Raw genomic sequence first — 21,076 nt, forward strand, 5'->3', positions numbered from 1 at the left:
GCATGGATTGGGAAAACATCGACGAACGAGACATGTTTTTACAGCGATTTCTTGGGCTTTGTCAGTTTTTCGGGATCGAGGCTGACGAACTCCGTCCGAAAATTTATTTCCGTGCATTGAGTCCGTATCCTGTGCAGGACGTGGTGAAGGGGATAGATAAGGCCATTTCAAAATGCCGCTTCTTTCCGCGACCTGTGGAGCTTCTGGAGTTCATTGAGGGCAAGGTCGAAGATAGAGCCGAAGTAGAGGCGGGAAAGGTCTATCAGGCGATTGTCGAAGTCAGTGGCTCTAAAGCGGTTGTTTTCGATGATCCTGTAACAGCGGCGGTTGTGGCGCGTGGTTTTGGTGGCTGGGCGCGGCTGTGTTCTACGCTGAGAGAGTCCGAATTGACGTGGTTCACTAAAGACTTTTGCCGACGCTATGTCAGCTTCACGCACCAGAACGTAGAGCACTTGGGTGCATTGCCTGGGCGAAATGGGACAGAGCAAATTGCTCTTGTGGGCGATACTGCCAAGGCGCAAGCCGCGCTTGTTGCAGGGAATGCAAGGCAGGGAGCTAAGATCACGATGTTAACAGGCGGCATGGCTAAAAGCATGGCGATAGGAGCTTAGAATGGGAAGTACTTACGTGCCAAAGCGGTTTGCAATTGAGGAACTAATCCCACCGCCGGAGCTGCTGACGGTTCCGATTCGGGATGTGTTCCGCAGGGACAAGAATAAGCTCTTTCGCCTGTTCGACTACCGTGTGCTTGTAACGCTGGATCGGCTGCGAGAGCGATACGGAGTATGCAGCGTGAACAACTGGAACCTGTTCAACGAGTCGGAATGGTATGAGGCTCCGTACGTGTTTCGCTACTCCGGTTGGCGGCCTTTGGATTGCCCAGAGGGTGCAGAGTTATCCGAGCACAAGTTTTTCCGCGCTATGGATTGCAAATTCAAACACACAACCCCGCCTGAGATCTGGGCAGAGCTTCGCAAAAATAAAAATGCGCCGGAGTTTGAATACATCCAGCGCATTGAAGCTTTCGAAGGTATGAGTTGGTTCCATTTCGATATGGGACAGCATGGTAGGAATGGGGAGTGGGTGAGGGTGTTGGGTAAATAAGAATGATTGGGAGGAGTTAAACGGGGTGATATGGTGAGAGTATAAGGCGAGTGAGAGCGTAAATGAGAAGAAAGCAAGTAAGAATACCAAAGAAAGTCCCTCCAAGGGCTTCAACATAACACATGGTTAGAGTCCAAATTTCTTTACGAGAGTTGTCTTTCTGTACTTTTATTTCATCGTGAAGCAAAGGGTAGAGTCTGAATAGATTCTTTATAAGTAAAGAGTAAGAAGACTTAGAAATGGTTACTTCTTTATTAGGAAATGTACGGCTCTCAATTTGAGAGTTGCCGGTTTCGAGCAAGGTGTATTTTATGTTAAGTTCAGTTTCGATCGTTTCACAAATGTTAGATGATACGTTGCTTATAAGATTCTCATCTCGTGTTGGAGATATTGTCCGCAACAATTGTTGAAAGCTGTATAATATATTCAACGAATCTACATTAGAATTGAGGGTGTTATGTCTTTTACTAATAACATAGGGACGTCTAGTTTTTTCTATAAAAGTTGGGTCATAGCGATCTAATGCCCAAAAAGATTCTCTATACTCTTTAGAATGGTGTTGAGAAAGAAACTTTCTGATGAGTTCCTCAAGTTCAATGAGTGTGTAAAAACGAAAATGTAAGAGGAAAGGGACTTCTCTTGGTGAGTTTGGATGAAAAAGAAAGTCAAAGATTGAGCGGAGAATCAATAGTGCCAAAGCAGATAGTAAAAGTAGTACCAGTGAAATACTGTGAAATTTAAAAATATATGAAAACCAAAATGTGAAAATGCTGTTGTCAGGTAAATAGTAAAATGGAGAAGCAATTAGGCTTCCACCGGTTGAGTGTAAATCAGAAATGATGGTTATGGCAGATAGGCTTATTAAAGATATAAATATGATATTACGACGCACTTTTTTTTATTGAATTCGTTGGGTCTATCACTTCCGCTGCTGTAGGCGCTGTCATGTCACTGCCCTTATATTAGGAATTAAATGTCCGGTTGTAGACCATTAACACAAGAAGAAGCACAACAGTGCTCCAACGCCTTTCAGGGGCGGTATCGCATCTGAGAGAAGGCTACTAAGCTTTTTTATGTTAAGAGGGAATTGGCAAGGGGACATTTAATGTTGAAAGTACAACAATTTGCTTTGCCCCAGAGTAATAAAGAAATATATTCCACGCATTAGGGAGAGATACAGATATCGCAATGCTAATAACTATGCTTGTTATGCAGAAGCTAACAATGAACCTTAAACGAGAATATCTAGTAAATTTCCGATGGTATTCAAGCAGCTTTTTTTCACAGGCAAGCTTTCGTTTAATTTCAGTATATCGTTTAAGTTGAACTTCTAAAGAAGATAAATTGGAATTTATTTCATCAAGTTCGTCTTTGCTAGGTTCTTCTTTAGCTAAGTTTAGTTGGTCATCAACTCGCAAATTTTCTGAATCAAAATTTTGTTTTTCGAGGGCATATTCTTGTTCAAGTCTTTCGATTTCATCAATTTTTGGGAATTCTTTTTTGATTGCATTGGCAGATTCTTCTTCCAATTCACAGACAGAAATAAAATATGACCCAAAAAAATGTATTGTTAGAAACGCTAAAATGAAAAAGAGAAATCCTAATACGAGACTTGGAACAATGCACAATAATGTTTTTATAAGCTCGCTGTCTAAAAGACTAAGCAATGGCTGTTGGAGGATAGTGGAGCTAGTGTGTATAACGATAATCGTAAAAGACACAAAAACCACATTCCTCGAGATGATTGAGAGTTGTGGGTTTGTTTCAAAAATTGGAAGTAATTTATCGATCATATGTGTCACTTTAGCTTATAGGTTAATTGTGTGTCGTTATGTCCGGCTGTAGACCACTAACACAAGAAGAAACACTACAGTGTTCCAGTGCTTTTCAAGGTCGTTACCACATTCGTGATAAGTGCCTTTTTGTGCTTGGCGTACTGGCAGGTTTCCGTATTAAAGAAATGCTGTCGCTTCGTGTGAAAGACGTTGTTGTAAATAAGCGTATTCGTAATACAATTCAAGTGAAACGCCGTTTTATGAAAGGCAAGCATGAGTCGCGTAGTGTGTATCTGGCTCCGGCGGCTCGTAGTGCGATTCTTGAGCAGGTTAAGGCGATGGTGTGGGCGAGTCCTGAAACGTATCTGTTTAAAGCACAGGGTGATACCAATAAGCCTATTAGTTACGAGCGGGCGCGGATGGTTCTTATAGAGGCAATGCAGCGGGTGGGCGTTGTCGAAAATGTGGGAACGCATACACTGCGTAAGACATTCGCCAATATGATGTATGACGAATTTATTGCTATGCGGCAGCGCGGTGAACACATAGATCCGTTTATGGAACTGAGCCAAGCGTTAGGTCATAAAGATCCTAAGAGCACCACACACTACATTACGTTTAGAGATCACTACCGCAAGAATGCTATTGCAGAGCTTGGAGGCATGTTTGATTAATTACTTGAGCACAAAGGAAGTTGCAGAGCGGCTTTCTGTATCGTCTAAATGGGTACGCGCTGCCATTGCTTCGGGTGAGCTGCCAGCGGCAAACATGAGCAAGGGCGAACGAGCTGTGTACCGCGTGAATGAAGGTGATTTGATTGCATTCATGAATGAACGAGCCGTTACTGGTATAGAAGGGGGGTAAGCATGTTATGTCCTTCATGTGGCGGCAAGACGCATGTGCCGCGTTCGAATATCTCCGATGAAAAGTACATTGTCCGGCATCGGATCTGTAAGCGGTGCGGACATAGTGAGATTTCCGTAGAAATTTACTTATCTTCTATGCAAAACGGATTGGAGCTTCTTACTCAAGAAAAATTATCTGATATTTTGTAGTTAAATTTACTAGTTGTCTGTGTATACATGTGTATGCACAGGCTTTTTTTATGCATAACTACTATTATGGCATGTACTTACTTTGGTACATGCCTTTTTTATTATCTTAACTAGTTTGGAGAATGTTCTATGAACGAAGTTAAAGGATTATTGCAGTCAAAAACAGTATGGGGTTGTGTTGTTTCAATCCTATGTATTGTTTTTATGCAAGTTGGAATTGAAGTTGATGAAAGCTCAAAAGCCGAACTTATAAATCAACTTGCAACGCTTGGAGGTGTAGTTGCGTCATTTTTTGCAATTTATGGACGATTAAAAGCAGATACAAAAGTTCAGGTGAAGAAAGTTAGTCCAAAACAAAAGGCTAACTTGATGATTGTGTCCATGCTGTTAACGCCTCTTATGGTTTCTGCATGTGCGTTCAAGAATCTAACACCAGACCAACAGGCACTTGCAGCAGGGGAAGAGCTACGGTTGCAGTACGCGTCCCTGCATGGCGAGTATCTGCAATTGTACAACGATAAAACGACTAGCCCGCAATTGAAGCAACGTATGTCTACGATGGTCGCGCCCGTTCTGAATAGAACCAAGGGCGCAGTCGTTCTGTATCGAGATGCCGCATACATTTACGCCGCGTACAAAGAGAAACCGGATAATTATGATCGCCTGAGAGAAGGTGCGCAGGACGCATTGAAAGACGCTGCACGGCTGATGCTTCAACTCACCAGTAAGGAGGACAAATAGCATGGCTATGAACACACAGGACACAATCAATTTGATCTCCGCAGGGCTTGGACTTGGCATGAAAGCCTATGAGTCCGCAGTGCGCCTTTCTGCTGCTGGATATGAAGTGCCGGGGCTTGATGAGTTCCAGCGACGTACTTTGCAGCTCCGCAACCTTCCGGATCTTCCTGAAGGCAATTCCCCTTTACCCGCAGAGGCGCGTGTCTGATGCCTGAAAAGGATCTGCTTGCGCAAGCATGGGGGCTTTTGCCCCCTATCGTCATCTCGGTACTAGGCGGCCTTGTTCGGGCGGTGCGAACCAACTGCACTTTTAGAGCCGCGCTGGTGGCTATGTTGGTGGCTGCCTTTACTGGCGTTGTGGTTTCGCTGTTTTTGCAAGATGTGGCGTTTCTTACTCCGGATCAGAAGGCAGCGGCTACCGGATTGGCAGGATACAACGGCGGCAAGCTTCTGGATATTTTATCCAAGAGAACATGTGAATTCGCCGAGAATATCAAACTCAGAAAGTGATGGGGGTAGGTATGCAGCAACAAGCAACTTTACCAGCAACAGCACAGGCCATTGCGGACGTTATCGGTATAGAGAAGACAATGGAGCTGGTGCGGGGCAAGCAGCAGGACAAGTGCCGGAATATATACGTGCCAGCGCCTAGCCGTATGAGGGCTTCTCATTGGCTCATACAGACCATCGGGGAAGATGCAGCGCGTGAGCTGGCGGCAGAGTATGCGGGCGAACCGTTGAGCATTCCTAAATGTTCGGGACTGATTAAGCAGCAGCGTAATAGGCAGATTATCCAGATGAGGTGTGAAGGGCTGACGCATTTAGAAATAGCTCGTGCAATGGGTATGTCTGTGTCGTCTGTGAAGACGGTCTATTATCGTTGGTTGAAGGCGCAGAATTAAGAGCCAAGAAGCGTGCAGAAGCCGAGAAAGGTAGAAACCTACAACTTTCCCTAAAACAAAAAGGTTTGAATCAATGAGGGACAATTACGGACGTTCTTTCCCTTTATAGGTTCTTCCCGAGGGGGGTGCTCTGTGGGTGAATGGCTATCGCGAGTTTCGCATTGTGCGTGGAGTTTTGAAACGGCTTTCTGTTGTTTACGTGTGAACCCTGTGGATAACCGGATTAAGGTCTTGAAATGGCAGCGGATAAGAAAAAGAAAAAACAGAAAATTGAGAGCACTCTCATACGGCAGTTTGTGGACATGAACACGCTTGCGCAGGTGTTTTCTATGAGCCTTCCTACTCTTCGTGCTCGTATTCGTGAAGGGATGCCTTTTGTCGAGGAAGGGGGACTAGGCAAGTCGTGGCAGTTTGACCTTGCCGAGTGCATCCAGTGGAACACCCAGCGCGAAGTTAACCGAAGTGCAACTGTGCTTGATGACGGCATGACGAAGGGAGATCTTGAAATGGAATCTCTGCGGCTCAAAGTTCAACGTGATCGGCTTGAGGTTGCTAAGTTGCTCGGTGAAGTGGCCCCGCTGGAAGAAGTAGAGCGGGCATTATCCACTACGTTCGTGGAAGTTCGGCAAGCAATGCTGTCCATTCCTGACCGTGTGGGCGGGCGAGTACTGGCCTGTGATGATGTGGTTTCAGTTAAAGAGCTGCTTGAATCTGAAATAGATTCTGCGCTCTCCGGATTGTGTGAGCAAGAGCTGCTGGAGGATGCTGTGGATGAGTAGCGCAGTGCAGGAAAATCCGCTTTCAAACTGGCAAGGCGTGCTGTCGGTTTTTAAAAAATCTATGAGGATGCTCAAGCCGCCAGTGCGGATGAATATTTCAGAGTGGGCCGATAATTTTAGAATCATTGGTGCGGCCAATGCAACACCCGGACAATGGAAAACGGATAACGCTCCGTATCAACGTGAACCGATGGATTGTATGAGTGACCGCAGGACTCGGCGTGTTTCGCTTATGTGGTCTGCACAGGTTGGCAAAACTGAAATTGCCAACAACGTGGTGGGCTACCATATCGGACAGAATCCTATGTCCGTCATGTTCATGCAGCCTACGCAGTCAGACTTGAAAACGTGGCAGGAAACAAAGCTTACTCCGCTGCTGACAGATACCAAACAAATTTCGGAAGTGGTTGCAAAACCGCGTAGCAGAGACGGCGTAAACAACCAGCTCATGAAGTCGTACCCGGGTGGCTTTCTCATGTTCTCGTGGTCGGGATCTGCGAACACTATGCGCGGGCGATCTGCTCCAATTATCGTATGTGATGAAGTGGACGGCTACAGCGTGACGGAAGAAGGCGATCCGGTGCAGCTTCTTCACCAGCGCTCCGCAACCTTTGGCGATCTGAGTAAGTTGCTTGAGATCAGCACTCCTACAATCAAAGGTTTCTCCCGAATCGAAAAGGCGTTTGAAGCTGGGGATCAGAGATATTTTTACGTGCCGTGTCCGCATTGCGGCGAGTTGCAGCGGTTCCAATGGGGGCAGGTTAAGTGGGAGAAGGGCGAAGATGGAACGCATCTACCGCATACCGCCTTGTATTTCTGTGAACACTGCGGCGTTGGGATTGAGGACAAGTACAAATACGGGATGCTGCAAAAAGGTGTGTGGATTGGCTCCAAGCCATTCATGGGGCATGCCTCTTTTCATTTGAACGAGATGTACAGCCCGTGGAGAACGTGGGCGCAGATTGCACAGTCATGCATAGATAAGAAAGCGGCGGGCGATTCGCAGTCATTCGTAAACGTCTCTCTTGCTGAAACGTGGGAAGAGGACGGCGAGACAATTAACGAATCTACTTTGATGAGCCGCAAGGAAGAATACGCGGCAGAATGTCCGCAAGGCGTAGTTGTTCTTACCGTGGGCGTAGATGTTCAGCCAGATCGTCTTGAGCTTGAGCTGGTCGGCTGGGGGATGCATGAAGAAAGTTGGTCCATTGCTTATGCAGTTCTTCCGGGCGACCCTGACGACTTCGGAGAGCATAGCGTATGGAATGCGTTGGATGACTTATGCGATTGTAAGTTTATGCATGAATCCGGTGTAGAGCTTTCTATTCTCGCAACGTGCATAGACTCTGGCGGTAACAACACGCAATCGGTCTATAAGTATTGCGCCAAGCGTAAAAGCTCTCGCCGTTATGCCATCAAAGGACAGGGCGGCGTTGGGGTGCCGATTGTTTCTGCTGCTAAGAAAAAGAAATCCGGCAAGCGCGGGCGGCCTGTTGATCTATACATGGTGGGCGTAGATCAGTGTAAAACGCTGCTGTATCGCCGCTTGGAGAAAGAGGTGGGCACAAAGGGCAGTTGCCATTTCCCCGACCATTATCCGGATACATATTTCGAACAACTTACCGCAGAAAAGTGCATTACCCGCTACATTAAGGGATTCCCAAAACGTGAATGGGTGAAGATCCGTCCGCGTAACGAAGCCCTTGATTGTCGTAACTATGCCTATGCTGCGTTGAATATTATGAACCCTTCCCTTATCCGCTATCAGAAACGAATCGAAAAGCGCGCCGCAGAGCTGAAATCAGTTGAAGAGTTTCAAACCACACTGGAATCGGAAAACGAAACCGAGATACAACAGCGTAAAGTTAAAACAACAACTAAGCGCAAACGCCGAACCCGTAAAAGGAGCGGCTTTGTATCAGGATAAAAATTGTTGCGTTGCATACCTAAAAAACTCGTTGCGAATACTCCAGCGGAATGCCTGATTACACCGGACGGATTCCCGCCGTCAGCAGGGTACAGCCTTGTGCTTGCCCTGCGTGGTGTGGGCGCGGCTACTGTTCTCAGTCAGCCGGAAGGTGATGCACATAAGATTTCGTTACCTGCGGATCTGCAAGCTGGTCGGTATTACTGGCAGCTTTTTGCAGAACGTGAGGAAACAAAAGTACTCCTCGAAAGTGGCGCGTTGAATGTAAGTCCGAACCTCCTGAATGAAGGGGCAGGCTTTGACGGTAGAACCGATGCTGAAAAAGGATTGGATGCCGTTAAAGCTTGCCTCGCAGGAAAGGCAAGCAAAGACCAGTTAAGTTACACCATCAAAGGTCGTAGCCTCACCCGTTACAGCGTCGATGAGCTTTTGAAGCTACGAGCGTTTTATGTAACGCTTGTTCGCAAAGAGCGCGGTATTAAACCGAAACCTGTGCGGGTGTGGTTATGAGTCTATTTGATTTCTTTCGAGGTAACAACGGCACTGCACAGGTATCCGCAAGCTCCGGCGCATCGATGCCTAAGTTCTCCCGCATTGGTGGCGGGGGAAATCTTGGGCGTGGTTTTGGCACCGCTACAGGTGCACTTGCTGCGGCAGATGCGGACAGACTAACTACCGGATGGACGACTACGCCAGTAAGTCCATATTTTCTTGTTGAACACTGCTGGCAACCTGTCTGCGCTCGTGGACGTGAAGCAGCTCGCAACAAACCCCATGCTAAAAAGTTCCTTCGTCTGTGTACCACCAATGTCATTGGTCATAAGGGAATGCAGATTTCTCCGGCTGTTTCTTACAACGGCAAAGCGGATACTCTTGCGCGTGAGGCTCTTAAATCAGCGTTTGCAGATTGGGGTAAAGATCCGGAAGTAACAGGGCTGTACTCATGGCATGAGCTGGAAAAGCTAGTCATGCGTACCGTTGCTACAGATGGGGAAATATTCATTCGTAAGCTACGCGGTAAAGGCTTCGGCAAGTACCGCTATCAGCTACAGGCTATTGATCCGACCCGCGTACCCGTGAATCTCAAGAAAGAACTTTCCAACGGCAACCGTATCTTTGCTGGTATTGAATACACCCCGTACGGGCGACCAGTTGCCTATTATGTAGTCAACGAAGATCCGCACTACATGCACGGAGTGACCAGCTATCAGGAAGCAACCCGCGTTTCCGCAGAAGACATGATTCATTTGTTTGCTGCGGAGATGATCGGACAGAAACGCGGCTTCTCTTGGCTGGCTGGTTCACTGCCTCAAATGCACCATTTGGACAAATACACGGAAGCGTCGATTGTTAACGCTCGTGTCGGTGCGTCTAAACAAGGCTTTTTCGAGCTTGATCCTGACAAAGTAGATCTTCCCGATGAGGACGACGACGCGGAAGACATTCCAATGGATGCAGAGCCGGGCACGTTCGATGTGCTTCCGGTGGGCTACAAGTTTGCAGAGTGGAGTCCACAGTTTCCGCAGGGCGAGTATCAGCAGTTCATTACAACAAACCTACATATTATCGCCGCTGATTTGGGCGTTTCGTACGCTTCACTTTCCGGCGATTTGTCACAGGTTAACTTCTCTTCAATTCGTGCGGGAGTTCTTCCGGAACAAGATTTCTGGATGGATGTGCAGGAATGGCTCAAGGATCGCTTTTACTCTGTTGTGTATCGGGACTGGGTAGAACAGGCAGTACTGCATAAAACCATTCGTATTGGCACTACGCCGCTTAAGATTGAGCGCATCGATCAGTATGAACAGGCCAAATACAACGGCAGACGTTGGAAGTATGTGGACCCGATTAAGGAAGTGAACGCGGAACGCTTGCAGCATAAAGGAATGCTCAAAAGTATTTCGCAGACTATCCGCGAACGTGGAGATGAGCCGGAAGAAGTGTTCAAAGAGATAGCAGAAGACATAGAGCGCGTTGCCAAGGAAATTGGCGTGTCCTCAGAGGCGGCAGCCGTCTTGCTCGGATTTGTTGTGAACAAAGGAAAACCAAATGACAACACAAGTCAAACCAACAAAAGCTGACCTGCTTTCGCAACAGGCGCGGGCGGATCTTCCGATAACGGGAACGCGTGTTCTTAGTGAGGAAGATCGGACAGTAGAGCTTTCGTTCTCCTCGGATGCTCCAATTGAACAATGGTGGCGAACGCTGCTTGTGCTCGAGCATACACCGGAAGCGTGTAACCTAACTCGTCTGCTTTCTGGTGGGCCGCTGCTGTTCAACCATAATCGAGACAAGCACATAGGCGTTGTGGTTGCAGCGCATGTTGATGCAGACGGCAAAGCGCGTGCTACGGTTAAGTTTGGACGTTCCGTGCTGGCAGAAGAAAAATTTCAAGACGTTAAGGACGGCATTCTTTGCAATGTCTCCCTTGGCTTTAATACAGACGAAATCAAATTGGTGGAAGAACGCGAGGACGGTGTGGACGTGTACCGCGCGACTAAATGGACACCGTACGAAATTTCCCTGGTAACTATTCCGGCAGATACAAATGTAGGCGTTGGGCGATCTGCTCCCGAGCCGATAACAACAAATCAACCAACTGGAGAAAGAGCTATGCCTGACCCTAACAACCCTAAAGAGCCAACCGGAGAAGGTGCAACCCGTCAGCAGGGAGCACCACCAGCACCTACAACTCCTCAATTTAGCACCGCCGATATTCAAAAAGCGGAACGTGAGCGCATTGCAGCTCTTACCCGTTTGGGTAGCCGTTTTGATTGTCCGGAAGATGCAGAAACATTTATTCTTGAAGGTCGTTCTATCGATGCCTTTAACGCGCATTTAGTGGAGCGGCAGGGCAAGAAAGAAGATACTCCAACAGAGGAAGAGATCCATAAGCCTGTTGGTATGTCTGAGCGTGACTTGCAACAGTACTCTTTCCTGAATGTCATTCGTGCGTTGGCGTTTCCAGAAAACAAACGCTATCAGGAAGCAGCAGCGTTTGAGCGAGAAGCTTCTCGAGCTGCTGCGGATCTGTCTGGTAAAGAGCCGGATGGTATTCTTGTTCCTGTGGATGTGCTTACCCATTCCGGTAGCCGTGCAATGACCACAGCGGGCACCAGTGCAAACATTATTGCGGATAACCTTATGCCGGGTTCGTTCATCGAAACACTTAAGAAAAAGTGTTTCATTATGAATGTAGGCACTAAGCTTACTGGTCTTGTGGGTAACGTGACTATTCCTAAACAGCTAGGTGACGGTGCAGCTCACATCGTGGATGAAGAAGAAGTTCCGGACGAATCCGTTGCGGGCTTCGGGCAGATCAAGCTTAACCCTCGTACGCTGGCAGCTCGAGCAGAACTTTCCCGCCGTTTCATTATTCAGTCTTCCATCGATGTTGAAGCCTTTGTACGCCAGATGCTTGCAACAGCACAGGCACAGAAGCTTAACCAGCTTGCATTGTATGCAGATGGTGCGGACGATCTGCCTAAAGGCGTAAAGTACTTTACGGGTGTGAATGCTGTGTCCTTTGCCTTAGCAGGTAAGCCGACCTTTGAAGAACTGGTTGCGCTTGAAACAGAGATTGCAGCAGATGATGCCGACATTGAGGGCATGGCTTATGTGCTGAATGCCCGTATGCGCGGACATTGCAAATCTACTCAGAAAATGCCGAATACTCCTTCTATGATCTGGGAAGCGGGTAATACAGTGAACGGCTACAACACTATTACAACTAACCACGTTGCTAACGGTGATGTGTTCTTTGGTAACTGGGCCGACATGTTGATTGGCTTATGGGGCGGTCTGGATATTATTGCGGATCCGTTTACTAAATCCACTAGCGGCGTAACCCGTATTACCGCGTTTCAGGATTTTGATTTTGCCGTTCGTCGTGCGGAATCCTTCTGCGTCGGAACAAAGGCATAGGTGTACGTATGGCTAAACATAAAAAAGTAATGGTGAATATCAAGATCGTTGCTGAAGAGTCCGCAGGGATTCTTGTAGATGGTGACTTTGTGGGTAATGGCGAGCTGCTGACTTTGGATGAACAGACCGCACATAACTTGATTAACCGAGGACGTGCAAAGCTGTATTCTGAATCCAAAAATACTAAGAAGAAGTAAGGCCATGCAGGAAGACTTTTCAGACTTCCTTGATTTAGATGAATTTGCCGTAGAGGTGTCCCGTGAAGACGGGACTACCTTTGCGGCAATTTTTGATAATGAGGGGGAAGTTGTAACTATAGGCGGTGCGGTTGTTGAAAGCTCTAAACCATATTTGATGTGCCGTGTGGAGGATGTAGAAACACTGGAGTGGGAAAAGAGCGTTGTTTCTATTGAAAAGGCTGGAGAGTTTTTAGTTATATCTATCAAGCCCGACGGTACAGGTTTGGCATCGGTAGAGCTTGGCTATGCAGATTAATCTCACAATCGAAAAGGGCAGAGCGGACGATTTTAACGAGCTTGTTGCAGACCTGATTGCCTCGCCCAAAGTGGTGCAGAAAAGCATTATTTCTGCCCGTAGAAAGACCGCAAAATGGCTACGTACGCAAGTTGTGCGTGCTTTGAGTAAAGAAACCCAGATACCCGCAAGCGTACTGCGTAACAGGGTGGTGCTCTCGCGGATCTCGATCAAAGGAGAGGTCTTTATAGGGCTGAATTCTGTATCCGTTTCTCGTTTGCAGCCAAGGCAGACTAAATCGGGCGTTAAGGCAAAAGGTGGGCTGCATGTGCAAGGAGCATTTGTTGTGGACTCTATGGAATCGCATCCGGTGTTTAAACGTGTTACAGATCGCGCGTATCCGATTGAGTACCAACGTAGAGACCTAGAAAAAGAAGCACAGCGCATTATTGCAGGCGATATTCTGCCAAAACTTTCCGACAAATTATATGACCTTTTGGAGCACGAACTAAAATGGCGAATCCTGTACAAGCAAAAGAAATAACAATTGAAGGCTTGCAAGAAGCCATAGAGGAAGCCTTACGCAAAGCCTTTCCGAAAGCAAACGTGTGTGGATACGAAGCCCTTACGCAAAGGAAAGGCGCAGGAAGAAAGAAGCTTTCCCTACCTGCTTTGGTGTTGTCGCTCGGTTCCTTTGAATATGATGTGCCGACAGCTACGGAGCAGCTAGCCGTAACCCTTCGGTGGGAATTGCGTGTGGTGTGTTCCAAAAAGGGAGGCAAAGCAGAAGTTGAAGTACGTGAATTTGCAGCCCATGCCGCAAGTTTTCTTAACGGCAATCGGTTTGGACTCAAAGTTAAGGGAGCACAATTCGTTGCGGCGGGGGAAGATCAATTTTCGCCGGAGCTGGTCGGGCTGGAACCGTGGTTAGTGGAGTTTGAACAGTCTGTGTGTCTTGGTACTTCATGTTTTGACGACGACTTTCTTACGCCGGATGAAGTGTATGTTTCTATGGCTCCAGAAATAGGACTTGAAAATATTGAAAAATATGACTGCGTAACAGAGGATGTAATAGATGAGCTTCCCGCTAGCTGAGCTCCAACGCCAGTTCAATAACCTTGTACGGATAGGCACGGTTCATTCTGTTGATTACCAGCAGAACACCGCGCGCGTGGAGTTTGGAACAGTAGTTACGGACTATTTGCCGTGGCTTACCACCAGAGCCGCAGGGAACCGCACGTATGACTCCTTGGAAGTGGGCGAACAGGTATTCGTCATTACTCCCCCCGGTCAAGCCTTGGGTGTGATTGTCGGTGTGCTGAATCAAACCGCGTTCCCTGCTCCAGATCACAGTCCCGAAATACAAAAAACCGTCTATAAAGACGGCTCTGAAGTTTCGTACGATAGGGAAGCCCATGTGCTGACTGCGGATATTAAGGGCGATGTGAAGGTTTTTGCGACTGGCAATATTCAAGCAGAAGCAAAAAAGGATATTTCGGGCAAGGCGACTAAGGCAGTTTCTTTGGAGGCCGGAACTGCTGCAACCATTACTGCGCCAAAGATTACCCTAAACGGCATCATTACTTTGAATGGTCCTCTCTCTCAAGGTGGCGGCAGTAATGGTGGCAATGTGTCCTTTAATGGCTCGCTGCATACTACAGGCGATATTACAACCAGTAGCGACGTTGTGGCACGTGTGTCTTTGAATGAACATACGCATGGTTGTCGGAATGGGGGCACGGAGGGGCCTAATTAAAAAGAGAGGACAGATGTCCTCTCTTTCTTTTTAATCGTCGTTTTTGAGAATTGTGTCGAAACGTTCAAACTCGTTAGTCTTAACTTTATCAGCAGTTTGAATGATACGATGTGTACGCTGTGATTTAGTTGTTGGCTGAGGACGAGGTGGTTTTTGTTGTGGTTGTTGTTTTGGTTGCGGATTTTCTTTTTTTTCAGTCATGCTAATTGTCCTTAATTATGAAGTAGATGGAGAAACCAATTATGGTTGGACCGAACGTTATCAGTATTATTAAGCTAGAGAGCGAGATTTTTATTATTGGAAGCAGTAGAAAAGCGATGGAAAATAAACCTGTTACGGCTGATGTAAGTAGTAACTGTGACATTTTTCTCAACTTTAAACCGTTACAGTTGGCTAAGGTTGAGCGTTGGTTAATGCTGGTTTCAAGTTGTGTTAAGAGTTTTTGATACAGCTCAAATGAGTCGTTCTCAAAAGCGTCATCATATGCATTAACCATTTCTGTTTCAAAGTTTTTGTAGGGAACCTCTAGTGTGTTCCTACCTCTAAGTGTGTCTACGGCGAATAGGAAAACACATACTGCACAATAAAGGGAAAGAATAAGGAGTAAATAATATGGGGTAGAAATTGAATCAATTTTCATTGGTGTGAAAGTCGTCAATAATTTAAAATCATCTTTTATAATTGATAAGTAAAAAGAGGTTTGTGCTGTGAAAATGATTGAGGCAACCCATAGGTATGTCTTTATTAGATTATGCTGATGATCAAGCATGTCCGTTTCATAAAGCAAGTATTCTGAATTGCCTAACTCTACGAGGAATTTTAAGTCATCTCGGTACTGCCTACGAGTTCGTTTATGATCGTTAGTGCTATCCATTAATAGAGTTTCCTTTAGTCAAGGAAAGCCATATTGAGAGTTTCTCGTCAAGCCTTAAATGTTAAAAGCCCTATAAGAGCGGTATGTTCAGCCTGTTTTTATCAGTAAGTGGTGTTGATAAGGTAACCGGGGATCGACTCTCCGGTTTAGCGCATTTAGGCAGTCTATTGCCGATATTCTATCAATTAGAATTGGTACTCGTGTTTTAAATCGTGAGTACGGTTCACGTTGCCCTCCTTATTTATGCGCTAGGTAGTCTCAACATGCCTCGAACTTTATACAGGTTAAGTGTTGAGATGTGCTTTTCTTAACATCACGTTTTAAATGACAAAAAAAAAGAATGGGCGTAAGCGATTTCGGTTGACTAATATAATCGTTTTCTAATTTTTTTATAGTTTGACTATAGAGTAAAGCCTCTAGCGCGTGCGTAGTTGTTTTACGTTACGTGGTGTTTCACTATTTTTAGCGAAACTAGTGGGTGTTTGCTTTGTATGGGGGGTGTTATGACTAAACGCATTGTCTTGTTGTTTGTTTTAATTTGCATTTGCGCTGCTGGTTGTGTGAAAAAAGTAATGATGAATCCAATTAAGGATAACGCAATTTCCTTCCAATCTGTTCCATTTGAAATTCAGGTTTCAGATAAAATTTACTACATCGGGGGAGGAGATGAGATTGGAAAAACTGGGGTTGATAATGTCACCTGGGGCGGAGGCGTTATTCACAAGTGGCGGACTTATGACAGTACTGCTTATTTGTATGTAAACCACCTGCATAAGGATTCAAAAAGGATATGGCTAACGACTGCAAACGGCGAAGGTCGAGAGCTTCTTATGATTGATGGTGTTAAATTCTGGCATAAGAAAGAGAAAGTAGTACTGCAAAATGGTAATTCATACTGGGAAGAGCTTTGGCTTTACCATAAAGGGGCAGATCGAATTTATGTTCAGATTACTTCTAAATATGAACATGTTGGTTTTGATCTTGTGAAGTTTAAATCCTTAACTGATTCATAAAGCTACCGTATCACTATACAGAAAAGAGGTTGGATTAAGTTTCCGCCTCTTTTTTATTTTTCTTTCATATAGCGCGTAACATGTTCAATGCGTTCGTACTCAATTCGATATATGTGTAAGGGGTGCAGGTAAGAATGTGGGATGTACTAATTAACTGTCTTGTAAAAGAAATGGCAAAAACGTATCGAGCCTGTTGATACAAAATAAGGAGCATTGAAAGTGCAACAGGATATTCTTTTGGACTTCATTCATAAACGATGTAGCATTGTTAAGTTTTTTAGTAATCGCGGTGTGACTATTAAAAATGACTCTGGCTATACAAGAATGTTGTCAATTAATGCAAGGGTTGGTTGTTGCATGGAGCCAGCGCATATAGACATAGCAGTAGTTCTATATCATAGCTTGTTAGATATGTATCTTACCAGCTTGTATGGAGGTGAAAATACGGGTTTTTATACTAAGTATAAGAATGTACTGCCTTCTGCTTCTAGTGTTCAGTGTATTGTTCGAGAATGTTTTAAAGTTTTATCACTTTTCCGTAATTCATTAGTTCATTCCACGAACTCTCTTGATAAGGATTGCCGAGGGTATGGGAAAAGTATTAAAGGTAATACTTTTTTGGCTATTACTTCAACAAGCCATGCTCTTTCTCATTTGTTTACGATAATGGAGCTTTATTTTGAGCGTGCTAGATATTCTGCTAAATATTTAGAAGGTGCCTTGGCATATTGTTATCAAGAACTTTGCCGCAGTACTGTTGTAAGAGATAGGAGATGGGGAAAGCTCAAAGTTTTAAACAAGACATGTTTTAAATTTGAGCGAAATATACGTGAGAGTTTTTTATACAGCCAGTTTGAGGTAAAGAGTAATTTTCTATTTTTTGAAGATAATTGCCGCATTAATCTTAAATATGATGTTGTCGATTCTATTCGTAGGACGGATTATTGCTTTGTGTATAATGGGCAGACTTATAGAGTCCCTGAAGAAGCTTTGGCTGAAAGGAAAATAGCGTTAGATGGTTTAGCAGAGTGGACGACGAATGAAGTTATTGGCGAAGATAGTATTGCCTTTGAGAAATCTTAATCTAAATCTAAGTCTGATTTGATGACAAGTTGTAGTTGTTCGGTGACATGGGGTGCCATATTGATGTCATCAAATGACAGAAAGTCATTAATAGCCTTAAGAACAGATGGTGTACCAACCAGATCACATCGTAGTTTCCAATAGCCAAGCTTGTGATGGTTTTCAGGAGTGACGCGGTTTGCAAGGTTCTGGCATGCTTCTAGAAAACCAAAATAAGCCTCTTTCTTTTCAGCATAAATCCTTTCTCTTTTTTCTTTTCGCTTGTCGAAGAAATCTTTAATTATTGCCCCAAGAAGAATGCCGGCTAAGAGAAATGCTGTTCTTTCGTACATAGAACCTCCTTGTATGTTAATAAGTTAAAGTCATAATTAAGGCCTTTAGTCAAGCCTTCTCCATCCCCTTAAAGTTTCAAACCACACTGGAACCACCCACCTTGCCCTGATAATTTGGGCGCATGAATGGTATTAATAAGAAAACCGGAGAACGACTCTCCGGTATAGCGCATTTACGGCAGTCTATTGCCGATATTTTATCAACCAGAATTGGTACTCGTGTTTTGAATCGTGAGTACGGTTCTCGGTTGCCCTCCCTTATTGATGCGCCAGTTAATGCCGAAACATCCCTTGAATTTTATGCAGCTACAGCGGAAGCATTAATCCGTTGGGAACCGCGTTTTGAGCTTACGAGCGTTCGCATTGCGTCTGCTCTTGAGGGCGTTGTCGTGCTTGATTTGGTGGGTGTGTACCTGCCGAACGGCAGGCAGATCACGCTTGAGGGGGTAGAGATCAAATGAGTGCATTCAACGCTATCGATCTTTCTACTCTTGCGCCGCCTAAAATTATTGAAGAGCTGAGCGTTGAGCAGATCTTACTAGAGATGATTGCTTACCATGCGGAGCTTGATTCTGAATTTACGGCTCCGCTGCCTTCCGATCCTGCCTATAAAATCTTTGAAGCAAATGCATATCGTGAGTTTTTGCTGCGTCAGCGTATTAATGAGGCGGTTAAGGCCGTGCTTGTTGCATATGCTGAAGATGAAGATTTAGACCATCTCGCCGCTGGTGTTCCGCTTAAACGTAAAATGGTGGATGCTGGCGATCCTACAGCATACCCGCCTGTACCGCCTACATATGAATCCAATAACGATTTTAGAAAGCGCGTTGTGCTTGCTCCTGAAGGATTCAGCACAGCGGGGCCGGATGGCGCGTACATCTTTCATGCAATGTCTGTAGTGGGCGTAAAGGATGCCTATCCAGCTTCTCCGGCTCCGGTTGAAGTGCATTTGTATATCCTTTCTAAAGTTGGAAACGGCGTACCGAATCAGGCGTTGCTTGATGAGGTGAATACTGTTTTTAGCGGTGATGTTCGTCCATTCACAGACCATTTGCAGATTAAACCAGCGGCAGTGAAAGAGTACCAAATAGAAGCAACTTTGCACTTTATGCCGGGGCCGTCTGTTAAATCAGTTCTCGATGAAGCACGGAAGAATCTGGAAGCTTACGTTGCTAAAAGCCATGCACTCGGTATGTGCATTGCTCGTTCTGGCATTGATGCTGCCTTGCATATTGCGGGTGTGTACCGTGTGGAAATTACACAGCCAGCCGAAGATATTGTAAATGGAAAGAATGAGGCCGCATACTGTGATCCAGAGAATATTGATCTGCATAGTAAAGTGAAGGCGGTTTAATGTCGTCATTACTTCCAGCCAATGCCACCAAGTATGAACGCGCTCTCGAAAAGACGTGTGCACGTTCGTTCTCCCTGCCTGTTCTCATAGATAGAATTCGCAATCCCTATAATTGTCCTCTGCCGACGCTTCCTTGGTTGGCTTACGAGCGTTCTGTTGATGAGTGGAACGAGGCGTGGAGCGACGAACAAAAGCGGCAAGTAACAGCTCGTTCTATCAGTGTGCACAAAAAGAAAGGTACATGTGGAGCTGTAGAAGAGGCTCTAGGCGCACTGGGAATTGGTGTCCGTGCAATTGAATGGTGGGCAACTGAGCCGAAAGGCGTACCAGCAACATACGATTTAGAAGTGCAGCTCCCAGCCGGATACAAAGCAGACGAGGCAACCTATCAAGAGGTTGAACGTGTTGTGAACTCGGCAAAAAACTGCCGCTCTCACCTTGGCAAAATTTCTCTTACTCCAGCAGCGTTGACACAGCAGCCGATTGTATCCGGTGCTGTGTTCTGCGGTGAAGTTGTGACCATTTATGAGCTTGGTCGAATTAAAGCGAACTAGGAAACGGAATGCCTGATTTTTACACCGTAGTGACAGACATAGGACTCCAAGCATTAGGACTTGCTTCCACACAGGGACAGAGCTTTTCTCTGACTCATGCGGTTGTTGGTGACGGAAATGGTCTTGCTGTTGTTCCCAATAAGGGAATGACAAAGCTTGTACGCGAAGTATGGCGGGGCAGGGTTGCAGGGATCAAAGTTGATCCTAAAGAACCCAACACCTACATTTTTGAGTTTGCCATTCCTGCCGATACAGGCGGCTTTACTATTCAAGAAGTCGGCTTGATGGATGAGAGTGGAAAGCTGTTTTGTATTGGCAACTTTCCAGAGACGGAAAAGCCCGTTGCCGTTGATGGCTCCGTGCGTGATCTGGTTGTTCGTCTGCCTTTGCATTTTGAAAATGCGGACGTTGTAAATTTGGTTATCAATGCGGCAATTGTTCTAGCAACAAAGCAGGACGTAGTAGATCACAACGAAGATCCACAGGCGCACCGACTGGCAACAATAGCACAAACAGGTTTTGTTCGTCTCGCAACAGTTGAAGAGCATAAAACTAAAACTGCACAGAATCTTGCTTGTACTCCACTTGGTGTGTGGGAGTTGATCAAGTCTTTAAGAAGTAGCGCGTACACATCGACAAACACGCTTCTATTAGCAACACCTAAAGCTGTGAACGAGGTGTATAAGCGGTTTGTTGCGCATACGGAAGCAGACGACCCGCACGGTCTAGTGGAGAAAATTAAAGCTCTGTTGAGTAGTTCAGATTCCAATTCCAGCACAACAACTTTTGCCTCACCGAAGGCCGTTAAAAGCGTTAATGACAAGCTGAATGCACACAAAGGCACAAACGATCCACACGGTGTTGTTGCAAAGGTTAGGGCGTTGTTGAGTAGTTCCATTACCAGCACAAGCACAACGACCTTTGCAACCCCGAAGGCTGTGAAGACGGTTCGCGACTTGATTGTTGGGCATACTGGAGATGCTGAAGCACACTCTTCCGGTATCCACGGCGGATGTATCTGGTTTGATGGTACTGTGAACTCTGCTGGTAGGCCGATTGATGCTAAAACAGGTCAACAAGATTTAAATTACGGTGTGTGTGATGGGCGAACGTACACAGCACCAGATGGTCGAAGTGTCACAACAATTAACGCGCGAGATAGATTTCTTGTTGTTGCTGGCGGGAAATATTCGGTTGGTAGTAAGGGGGGCGCAGAAAAAGTGGCACTGACAGAAGGTACCGGCTTTATCCACGATCACACAATCACATATGAAATGGGTAACGACCTATCCGGTTCCACATATCACAACTTTAACAGCCGTAACACTGGCGATAATGATGATGGGACGAATCTTTCTGGCGGTGGGCAATCCCATGAAAACCGCCCTCCATACGTTGGCTTATTTCTCATTAAACGTCTCTAGGAGTT

General features: G+C 45.7%; 28 protein-coding genes. 25 read left to right on the plus strand and 3 right to left on the minus strand.

Going from position 1 to position 21,076, the window contains the following annotated elements:
- Positions 1-2: 2 nt before the first annotated feature.
- Together MKHDV_RS06295 and MKHDV_RS06300 are read left to right on the plus strand one after the other, a co-directional pair.
- A complete protein-coding gene (locus MKHDV_RS06295) occupies positions 3-611 on the plus strand; it encodes a DUF6475 domain-containing protein (protein ID WP_160713406.1) in 609 nt (202 codons plus the stop codon).
- A gap of 1 nt (position 612) precedes the next feature.
- Positions 613-1,104: a hypothetical protein gene (locus MKHDV_RS06300; protein ID WP_160713408.1), complete on the plus strand. Its 492-nt coding sequence runs from the start codon at positions 613-615 to the stop codon at positions 1,102-1,104.
- A 1,076-nt stretch (positions 1,105-2,180) separates the two neighbouring features.
- On the opposite strand, the gene MKHDV_RS06310 is transcribed toward MKHDV_RS06300, so the two are convergent.
- Entirely contained in the window at positions 2,181-2,897 is a 717-nt protein-coding gene (locus tag MKHDV_RS06310; RefSeq protein ID WP_160713412.1) for a hypothetical protein, read from the minus strand.
- Positions 2,898-2,935: 38 nt separating this feature from the next.
- On the opposite strand from MKHDV_RS06310, the gene MKHDV_RS06315 reads away from it, so the two are divergent.
- The 16 genes from MKHDV_RS06315 (at position 2,936) to MKHDV_RS06390 (ending at position 14,437) form a co-directional block, all read left to right on the plus strand.
- A complete protein-coding gene (locus MKHDV_RS06315; protein ID WP_160713414.1) occupies positions 2,936-3,553 on the plus strand; it encodes a tyrosine-type recombinase/integrase in 618 nt (205 codons plus the stop codon).
- Positions 3,546-3,743, plus strand: a complete 198-nt coding sequence (locus MKHDV_RS06320) for a helix-turn-helix domain-containing protein (protein WP_160713416.1) — start codon at positions 3,546-3,548, stop codon at positions 3,741-3,743. The genes MKHDV_RS06315 and MKHDV_RS06320 overlap by 8 nt, the downstream gene beginning before the upstream one ends.
- Before the next feature lie 320 nt (positions 3,744-4,063).
- A complete protein-coding gene (locus MKHDV_RS06325; RefSeq protein WP_160713418.1) occupies positions 4,064-4,675 on the plus strand; it encodes a hypothetical protein in 612 nt (203 codons plus the stop codon).
- Between the two features lies 1 nt (position 4,676).
- Positions 4,677-4,883, plus strand: coding sequence for a hypothetical protein (locus tag MKHDV_RS06330; RefSeq protein ID WP_160713420.1), 207 nt, complete (start codon positions 4,677-4,679; stop codon positions 4,881-4,883).
- Positions 4,883-5,185 carry a phage holin family protein gene (locus MKHDV_RS06335; protein WP_160713422.1) on the plus strand — a complete coding sequence of 101 codons (303 nt, stop codon included), beginning with the start codon at positions 4,883-4,885 and terminating at the stop codon, positions 5,183-5,185. Before MKHDV_RS06330 ends, MKHDV_RS06335 begins: the two co-directional genes overlap by 1 nt.
- Positions 5,185-5,577 (plus strand): Mor transcription activator family protein, encoded by a 393-nt coding sequence (locus MKHDV_RS06340; RefSeq protein WP_216846870.1) that lies wholly within the window; start codon positions 5,185-5,187, stop codon positions 5,575-5,577. Before MKHDV_RS06335 ends, MKHDV_RS06340 begins: the two co-directional genes overlap by 1 nt.
- A gap of 329 nt (positions 5,578-5,906) precedes the next feature.
- Positions 5,907-6,356 carry a terminase small subunit gene (locus MKHDV_RS06345; protein ID WP_160713426.1) on the plus strand — a complete coding sequence of 150 codons (450 nt, stop codon included), beginning with the start codon at positions 5,907-5,909 and terminating at the stop codon, positions 6,354-6,356.
- On the plus strand, positions 6,349-8,283 hold the full coding sequence (locus MKHDV_RS06350) for a phage terminase large subunit family protein (RefSeq protein WP_160713428.1): 1,935 nt from the start codon (positions 6,349-6,351) through the stop codon (positions 8,281-8,283). Before MKHDV_RS06345 ends, MKHDV_RS06350 begins: the two co-directional genes overlap by 8 nt.
- A gap of 3 nt (positions 8,284-8,286) precedes the next feature.
- Positions 8,287-8,793, plus strand: coding sequence for a hypothetical protein (locus MKHDV_RS06355; protein ID WP_160713430.1), 507 nt, complete (start codon positions 8,287-8,289; stop codon positions 8,791-8,793).
- A complete protein-coding gene (locus tag MKHDV_RS06360; protein ID WP_160713432.1) occupies positions 8,790-10,364 on the plus strand; it encodes a phage portal protein in 1,575 nt (524 codons plus the stop codon). The genes MKHDV_RS06355 and MKHDV_RS06360 overlap by 4 nt, the downstream gene beginning before the upstream one ends.
- Positions 10,333-12,207, plus strand: coding sequence for a phage major capsid protein (locus tag MKHDV_RS06365; RefSeq protein WP_160713434.1), 1,875 nt, complete (start codon positions 10,333-10,335; stop codon positions 12,205-12,207). The genes MKHDV_RS06360 and MKHDV_RS06365 overlap by 32 nt, the downstream gene beginning before the upstream one ends.
- Positions 12,208-12,215: 8 nt before the next feature.
- The gene (locus tag MKHDV_RS06370; RefSeq protein ID WP_160713436.1) at positions 12,216-12,404 is read left to right on the plus strand and encodes a hypothetical protein; all 189 of its coding nucleotides are present in this window, start codon (positions 12,216-12,218) and stop codon (positions 12,402-12,404) included.
- A 4-nt stretch (positions 12,405-12,408) separates the two neighbouring features.
- Entirely contained in the window at positions 12,409-12,702 is a 294-nt protein-coding gene (locus MKHDV_RS06375; RefSeq protein WP_160713438.1) for a hypothetical protein, read from the plus strand.
- Complete coding sequence (locus tag MKHDV_RS06380) at positions 12,692-13,225, plus strand: hypothetical protein (RefSeq protein ID WP_160713440.1); 534 nt, start codon at positions 12,692-12,694, stop codon at positions 13,223-13,225. Before MKHDV_RS06375 ends, MKHDV_RS06380 begins: the two co-directional genes overlap by 11 nt.
- On the plus strand, positions 13,195-13,776 hold the full coding sequence (locus MKHDV_RS06385; RefSeq protein ID WP_160713442.1) for a hypothetical protein: 582 nt from the start codon (positions 13,195-13,197) through the stop codon (positions 13,774-13,776). Before MKHDV_RS06380 ends, MKHDV_RS06385 begins: the two co-directional genes overlap by 31 nt.
- A complete protein-coding gene (locus MKHDV_RS06390; protein WP_160713444.1) occupies positions 13,757-14,437 on the plus strand; it encodes a phage baseplate assembly protein V in 681 nt (226 codons plus the stop codon). Before MKHDV_RS06385 ends, MKHDV_RS06390 begins: the two co-directional genes overlap by 20 nt.
- A 30-nt stretch (positions 14,438-14,467) precedes the next feature.
- On the opposite strand, the gene MKHDV_RS06395 is transcribed toward MKHDV_RS06390, so the two are convergent.
- The gene (locus MKHDV_RS06395; protein WP_160713446.1) at positions 14,468-14,638 is read right to left on the minus strand and encodes a hypothetical protein; all 171 of its coding nucleotides are present in this window, start codon (positions 14,636-14,638) and stop codon (positions 14,468-14,470) included.
- Positions 14,639-14,679: 41 nt separating this feature from the next.
- Between MKHDV_RS06395 and MKHDV_RS06400 the strand changes: the two genes are divergently transcribed.
- The 3 genes from MKHDV_RS06400 (at position 14,680) to MKHDV_RS06410 (ending at position 17,407) form a co-directional block, all read left to right on the plus strand.
- A complete protein-coding gene (locus tag MKHDV_RS06400) occupies positions 14,680-14,883 on the plus strand; it encodes a hypothetical protein (protein WP_160713448.1) in 204 nt (67 codons plus the stop codon).
- A gap of 931 nt (positions 14,884-15,814) precedes the next feature.
- A complete protein-coding gene (locus MKHDV_RS06405; protein ID WP_160713450.1) occupies positions 15,815-16,324 on the plus strand; it encodes a hypothetical protein in 510 nt (169 codons plus the stop codon).
- Positions 16,325-16,543: 219 nt separating this feature from the next.
- Positions 16,544-17,407 (plus strand): hypothetical protein, encoded by an 864-nt coding sequence (locus tag MKHDV_RS06410; protein WP_160713452.1) that lies wholly within the window; start codon positions 16,544-16,546, stop codon positions 17,405-17,407.
- Here the strand turns inward: MKHDV_RS06410 and MKHDV_RS06415 are convergent.
- Positions 17,404-17,739 (minus strand): hypothetical protein, encoded by a 336-nt coding sequence (locus MKHDV_RS06415; RefSeq protein WP_160713454.1) that lies wholly within the window; start codon positions 17,737-17,739, stop codon positions 17,404-17,406. The two genes, MKHDV_RS06410 and MKHDV_RS06415, sit on opposite strands and share 4 nt — an antisense overlap.
- A gap of 122 nt (positions 17,740-17,861) precedes the next feature.
- Here MKHDV_RS06415 and MKHDV_RS06420 point away from each other — a divergent pair, with 122 nt between their 5' ends.
- Genes MKHDV_RS06420 through MKHDV_RS06435 form a run of 4 tightly spaced genes read left to right on the plus strand, consistent with a single transcriptional unit; the run spans position 17,862 to position 21,071 of the window.
- Positions 17,862-18,200: a GPW/gp25 family protein gene (locus tag MKHDV_RS06420; protein WP_160713456.1), complete on the plus strand. Its 339-nt coding sequence runs from the start codon at positions 17,862-17,864 to the stop codon at positions 18,198-18,200.
- Positions 18,197-19,093, plus strand: a complete 897-nt coding sequence (locus tag MKHDV_RS06425) for a baseplate J/gp47 family protein (protein ID WP_160713458.1) — start codon at positions 18,197-18,199, stop codon at positions 19,091-19,093. Before MKHDV_RS06420 ends, MKHDV_RS06425 begins: the two co-directional genes overlap by 4 nt.
- Complete coding sequence (locus tag MKHDV_RS06430; RefSeq protein ID WP_160713460.1) at positions 19,093-19,647, plus strand: phage tail protein I; 555 nt, start codon at positions 19,093-19,095, stop codon at positions 19,645-19,647. Before MKHDV_RS06425 ends, MKHDV_RS06430 begins: the two co-directional genes overlap by 1 nt.
- A gap of 8 nt (positions 19,648-19,655) precedes the next feature.
- On the plus strand, positions 19,656-21,071 hold the full coding sequence (locus MKHDV_RS06435) for a phage tail protein (protein ID WP_160713462.1): 1,416 nt from the start codon (positions 19,656-19,658) through the stop codon (positions 21,069-21,071).
- Positions 21,072-21,076: the final 5 nt, after the last annotated feature.

Origin of the sequence: Halodesulfovibrio sp. MK-HDV (assembly GCF_009914765.1) — a bacterium.
GTDB lineage: Bacteria > Desulfobacterota > Desulfovibrionia > Desulfovibrionales > Desulfovibrionaceae > Halodesulfovibrio.

Coding starts and splice junctions, on each gene's coding strand:
- MKHDV_RS06350 (WP_160713428.1), top strand. CDS start 6,349: ATGAGTAGCGCAGTGCAGGAAAATCCGCTTTCAAACTGGCAAGGCGTG.
- MKHDV_RS06360 (WP_160713432.1), top strand. CDS start 8,790: ATGAGTCTATTTGATTTCTTTCGAGGTAACAACGGCACTGCACAGGTA.
- MKHDV_RS06335 (WP_160713422.1), top strand. CDS start 4,883: ATGCCTGAAAAGGATCTGCTTGCGCAAGCATGGGGGCTTTTGCCCCCT.
- MKHDV_RS06300 (WP_160713408.1), top strand. CDS start 613: ATGGGAAGTACTTACGTGCCAAAGCGGTTTGCAATTGAGGAACTAATC.
- MKHDV_RS06435 (WP_160713462.1), top strand. CDS start 19,656: ATGCCTGATTTTTACACCGTAGTGACAGACATAGGACTCCAAGCATTA.
- MKHDV_RS06310 (WP_160713412.1), bottom strand. CDS start 2,897: ATGATCGATAAATTACTTCCAATTTTTGAAACAAACCCACAACTCTCA.
- MKHDV_RS06400 (WP_160713448.1), top strand. CDS start 14,680: ATGGTTGGACCGAACGTTATCAGTATTATTAAGCTAGAGAGCGAGATT.
- MKHDV_RS06380 (WP_160713440.1), top strand. CDS start 12,692: ATGCAGATTAATCTCACAATCGAAAAGGGCAGAGCGGACGATTTTAAC.
- MKHDV_RS06345 (WP_160713426.1), top strand. CDS start 5,907: ATGAGCCTTCCTACTCTTCGTGCTCGTATTCGTGAAGGGATGCCTTTT.
- MKHDV_RS06365 (WP_160713434.1), top strand. CDS start 10,333: ATGACAACACAAGTCAAACCAACAAAAGCTGACCTGCTTTCGCAACAG.
- MKHDV_RS06390 (WP_160713444.1), top strand. CDS start 13,757: ATGAGCTTCCCGCTAGCTGAGCTCCAACGCCAGTTCAATAACCTTGTA.
- MKHDV_RS06395 (WP_160713446.1), bottom strand. CDS start 14,638: ATGACTGAAAAAAAAGAAAATCCGCAACCAAAACAACAACCACAACAA.
- MKHDV_RS06415 (WP_160713454.1), bottom strand. CDS start 17,739: ATGTACGAAAGAACAGCATTTCTCTTAGCCGGCATTCTTCTTGGGGCA.
- MKHDV_RS06420 (WP_160713456.1), top strand. CDS start 17,862: ATGAATGGTATTAATAAGAAAACCGGAGAACGACTCTCCGGTATAGCG.
- MKHDV_RS06330 (WP_160713420.1), top strand. CDS start 4,677: ATGGCTATGAACACACAGGACACAATCAATTTGATCTCCGCAGGGCTT.
- MKHDV_RS06425 (WP_160713458.1), top strand. CDS start 18,197: ATGAGTGCATTCAACGCTATCGATCTTTCTACTCTTGCGCCGCCTAAA.
- MKHDV_RS06385 (WP_160713442.1), top strand. CDS start 13,195: ATGGCGAATCCTGTACAAGCAAAAGAAATAACAATTGAAGGCTTGCAA.
- MKHDV_RS06315 (WP_160713414.1), top strand. CDS start 2,936: ATGTCCGGCTGTAGACCACTAACACAAGAAGAAACACTACAGTGTTCC.
- MKHDV_RS06405 (WP_160713450.1), top strand. CDS start 15,815: ATGACTAAACGCATTGTCTTGTTGTTTGTTTTAATTTGCATTTGCGCT.
- MKHDV_RS06370 (WP_160713436.1), top strand. CDS start 12,216: ATGGCTAAACATAAAAAAGTAATGGTGAATATCAAGATCGTTGCTGAA.
- MKHDV_RS06325 (WP_160713418.1), top strand. CDS start 4,064: ATGAACGAAGTTAAAGGATTATTGCAGTCAAAAACAGTATGGGGTTGT.
- MKHDV_RS06295 (WP_160713406.1), top strand. CDS start 3: ATGGATTGGGAAAACATCGACGAACGAGACATGTTTTTACAGCGATTT.
- MKHDV_RS06375 (WP_160713438.1), top strand. CDS start 12,409: ATGCAGGAAGACTTTTCAGACTTCCTTGATTTAGATGAATTTGCCGTA.
- MKHDV_RS06430 (WP_160713460.1), top strand. CDS start 19,093: ATGTCGTCATTACTTCCAGCCAATGCCACCAAGTATGAACGCGCTCTC.
- MKHDV_RS06340 (WP_216846870.1), top strand. CDS start 5,185: ATGGGGGTAGGTATGCAGCAACAAGCAACTTTACCAGCAACAGCACAG.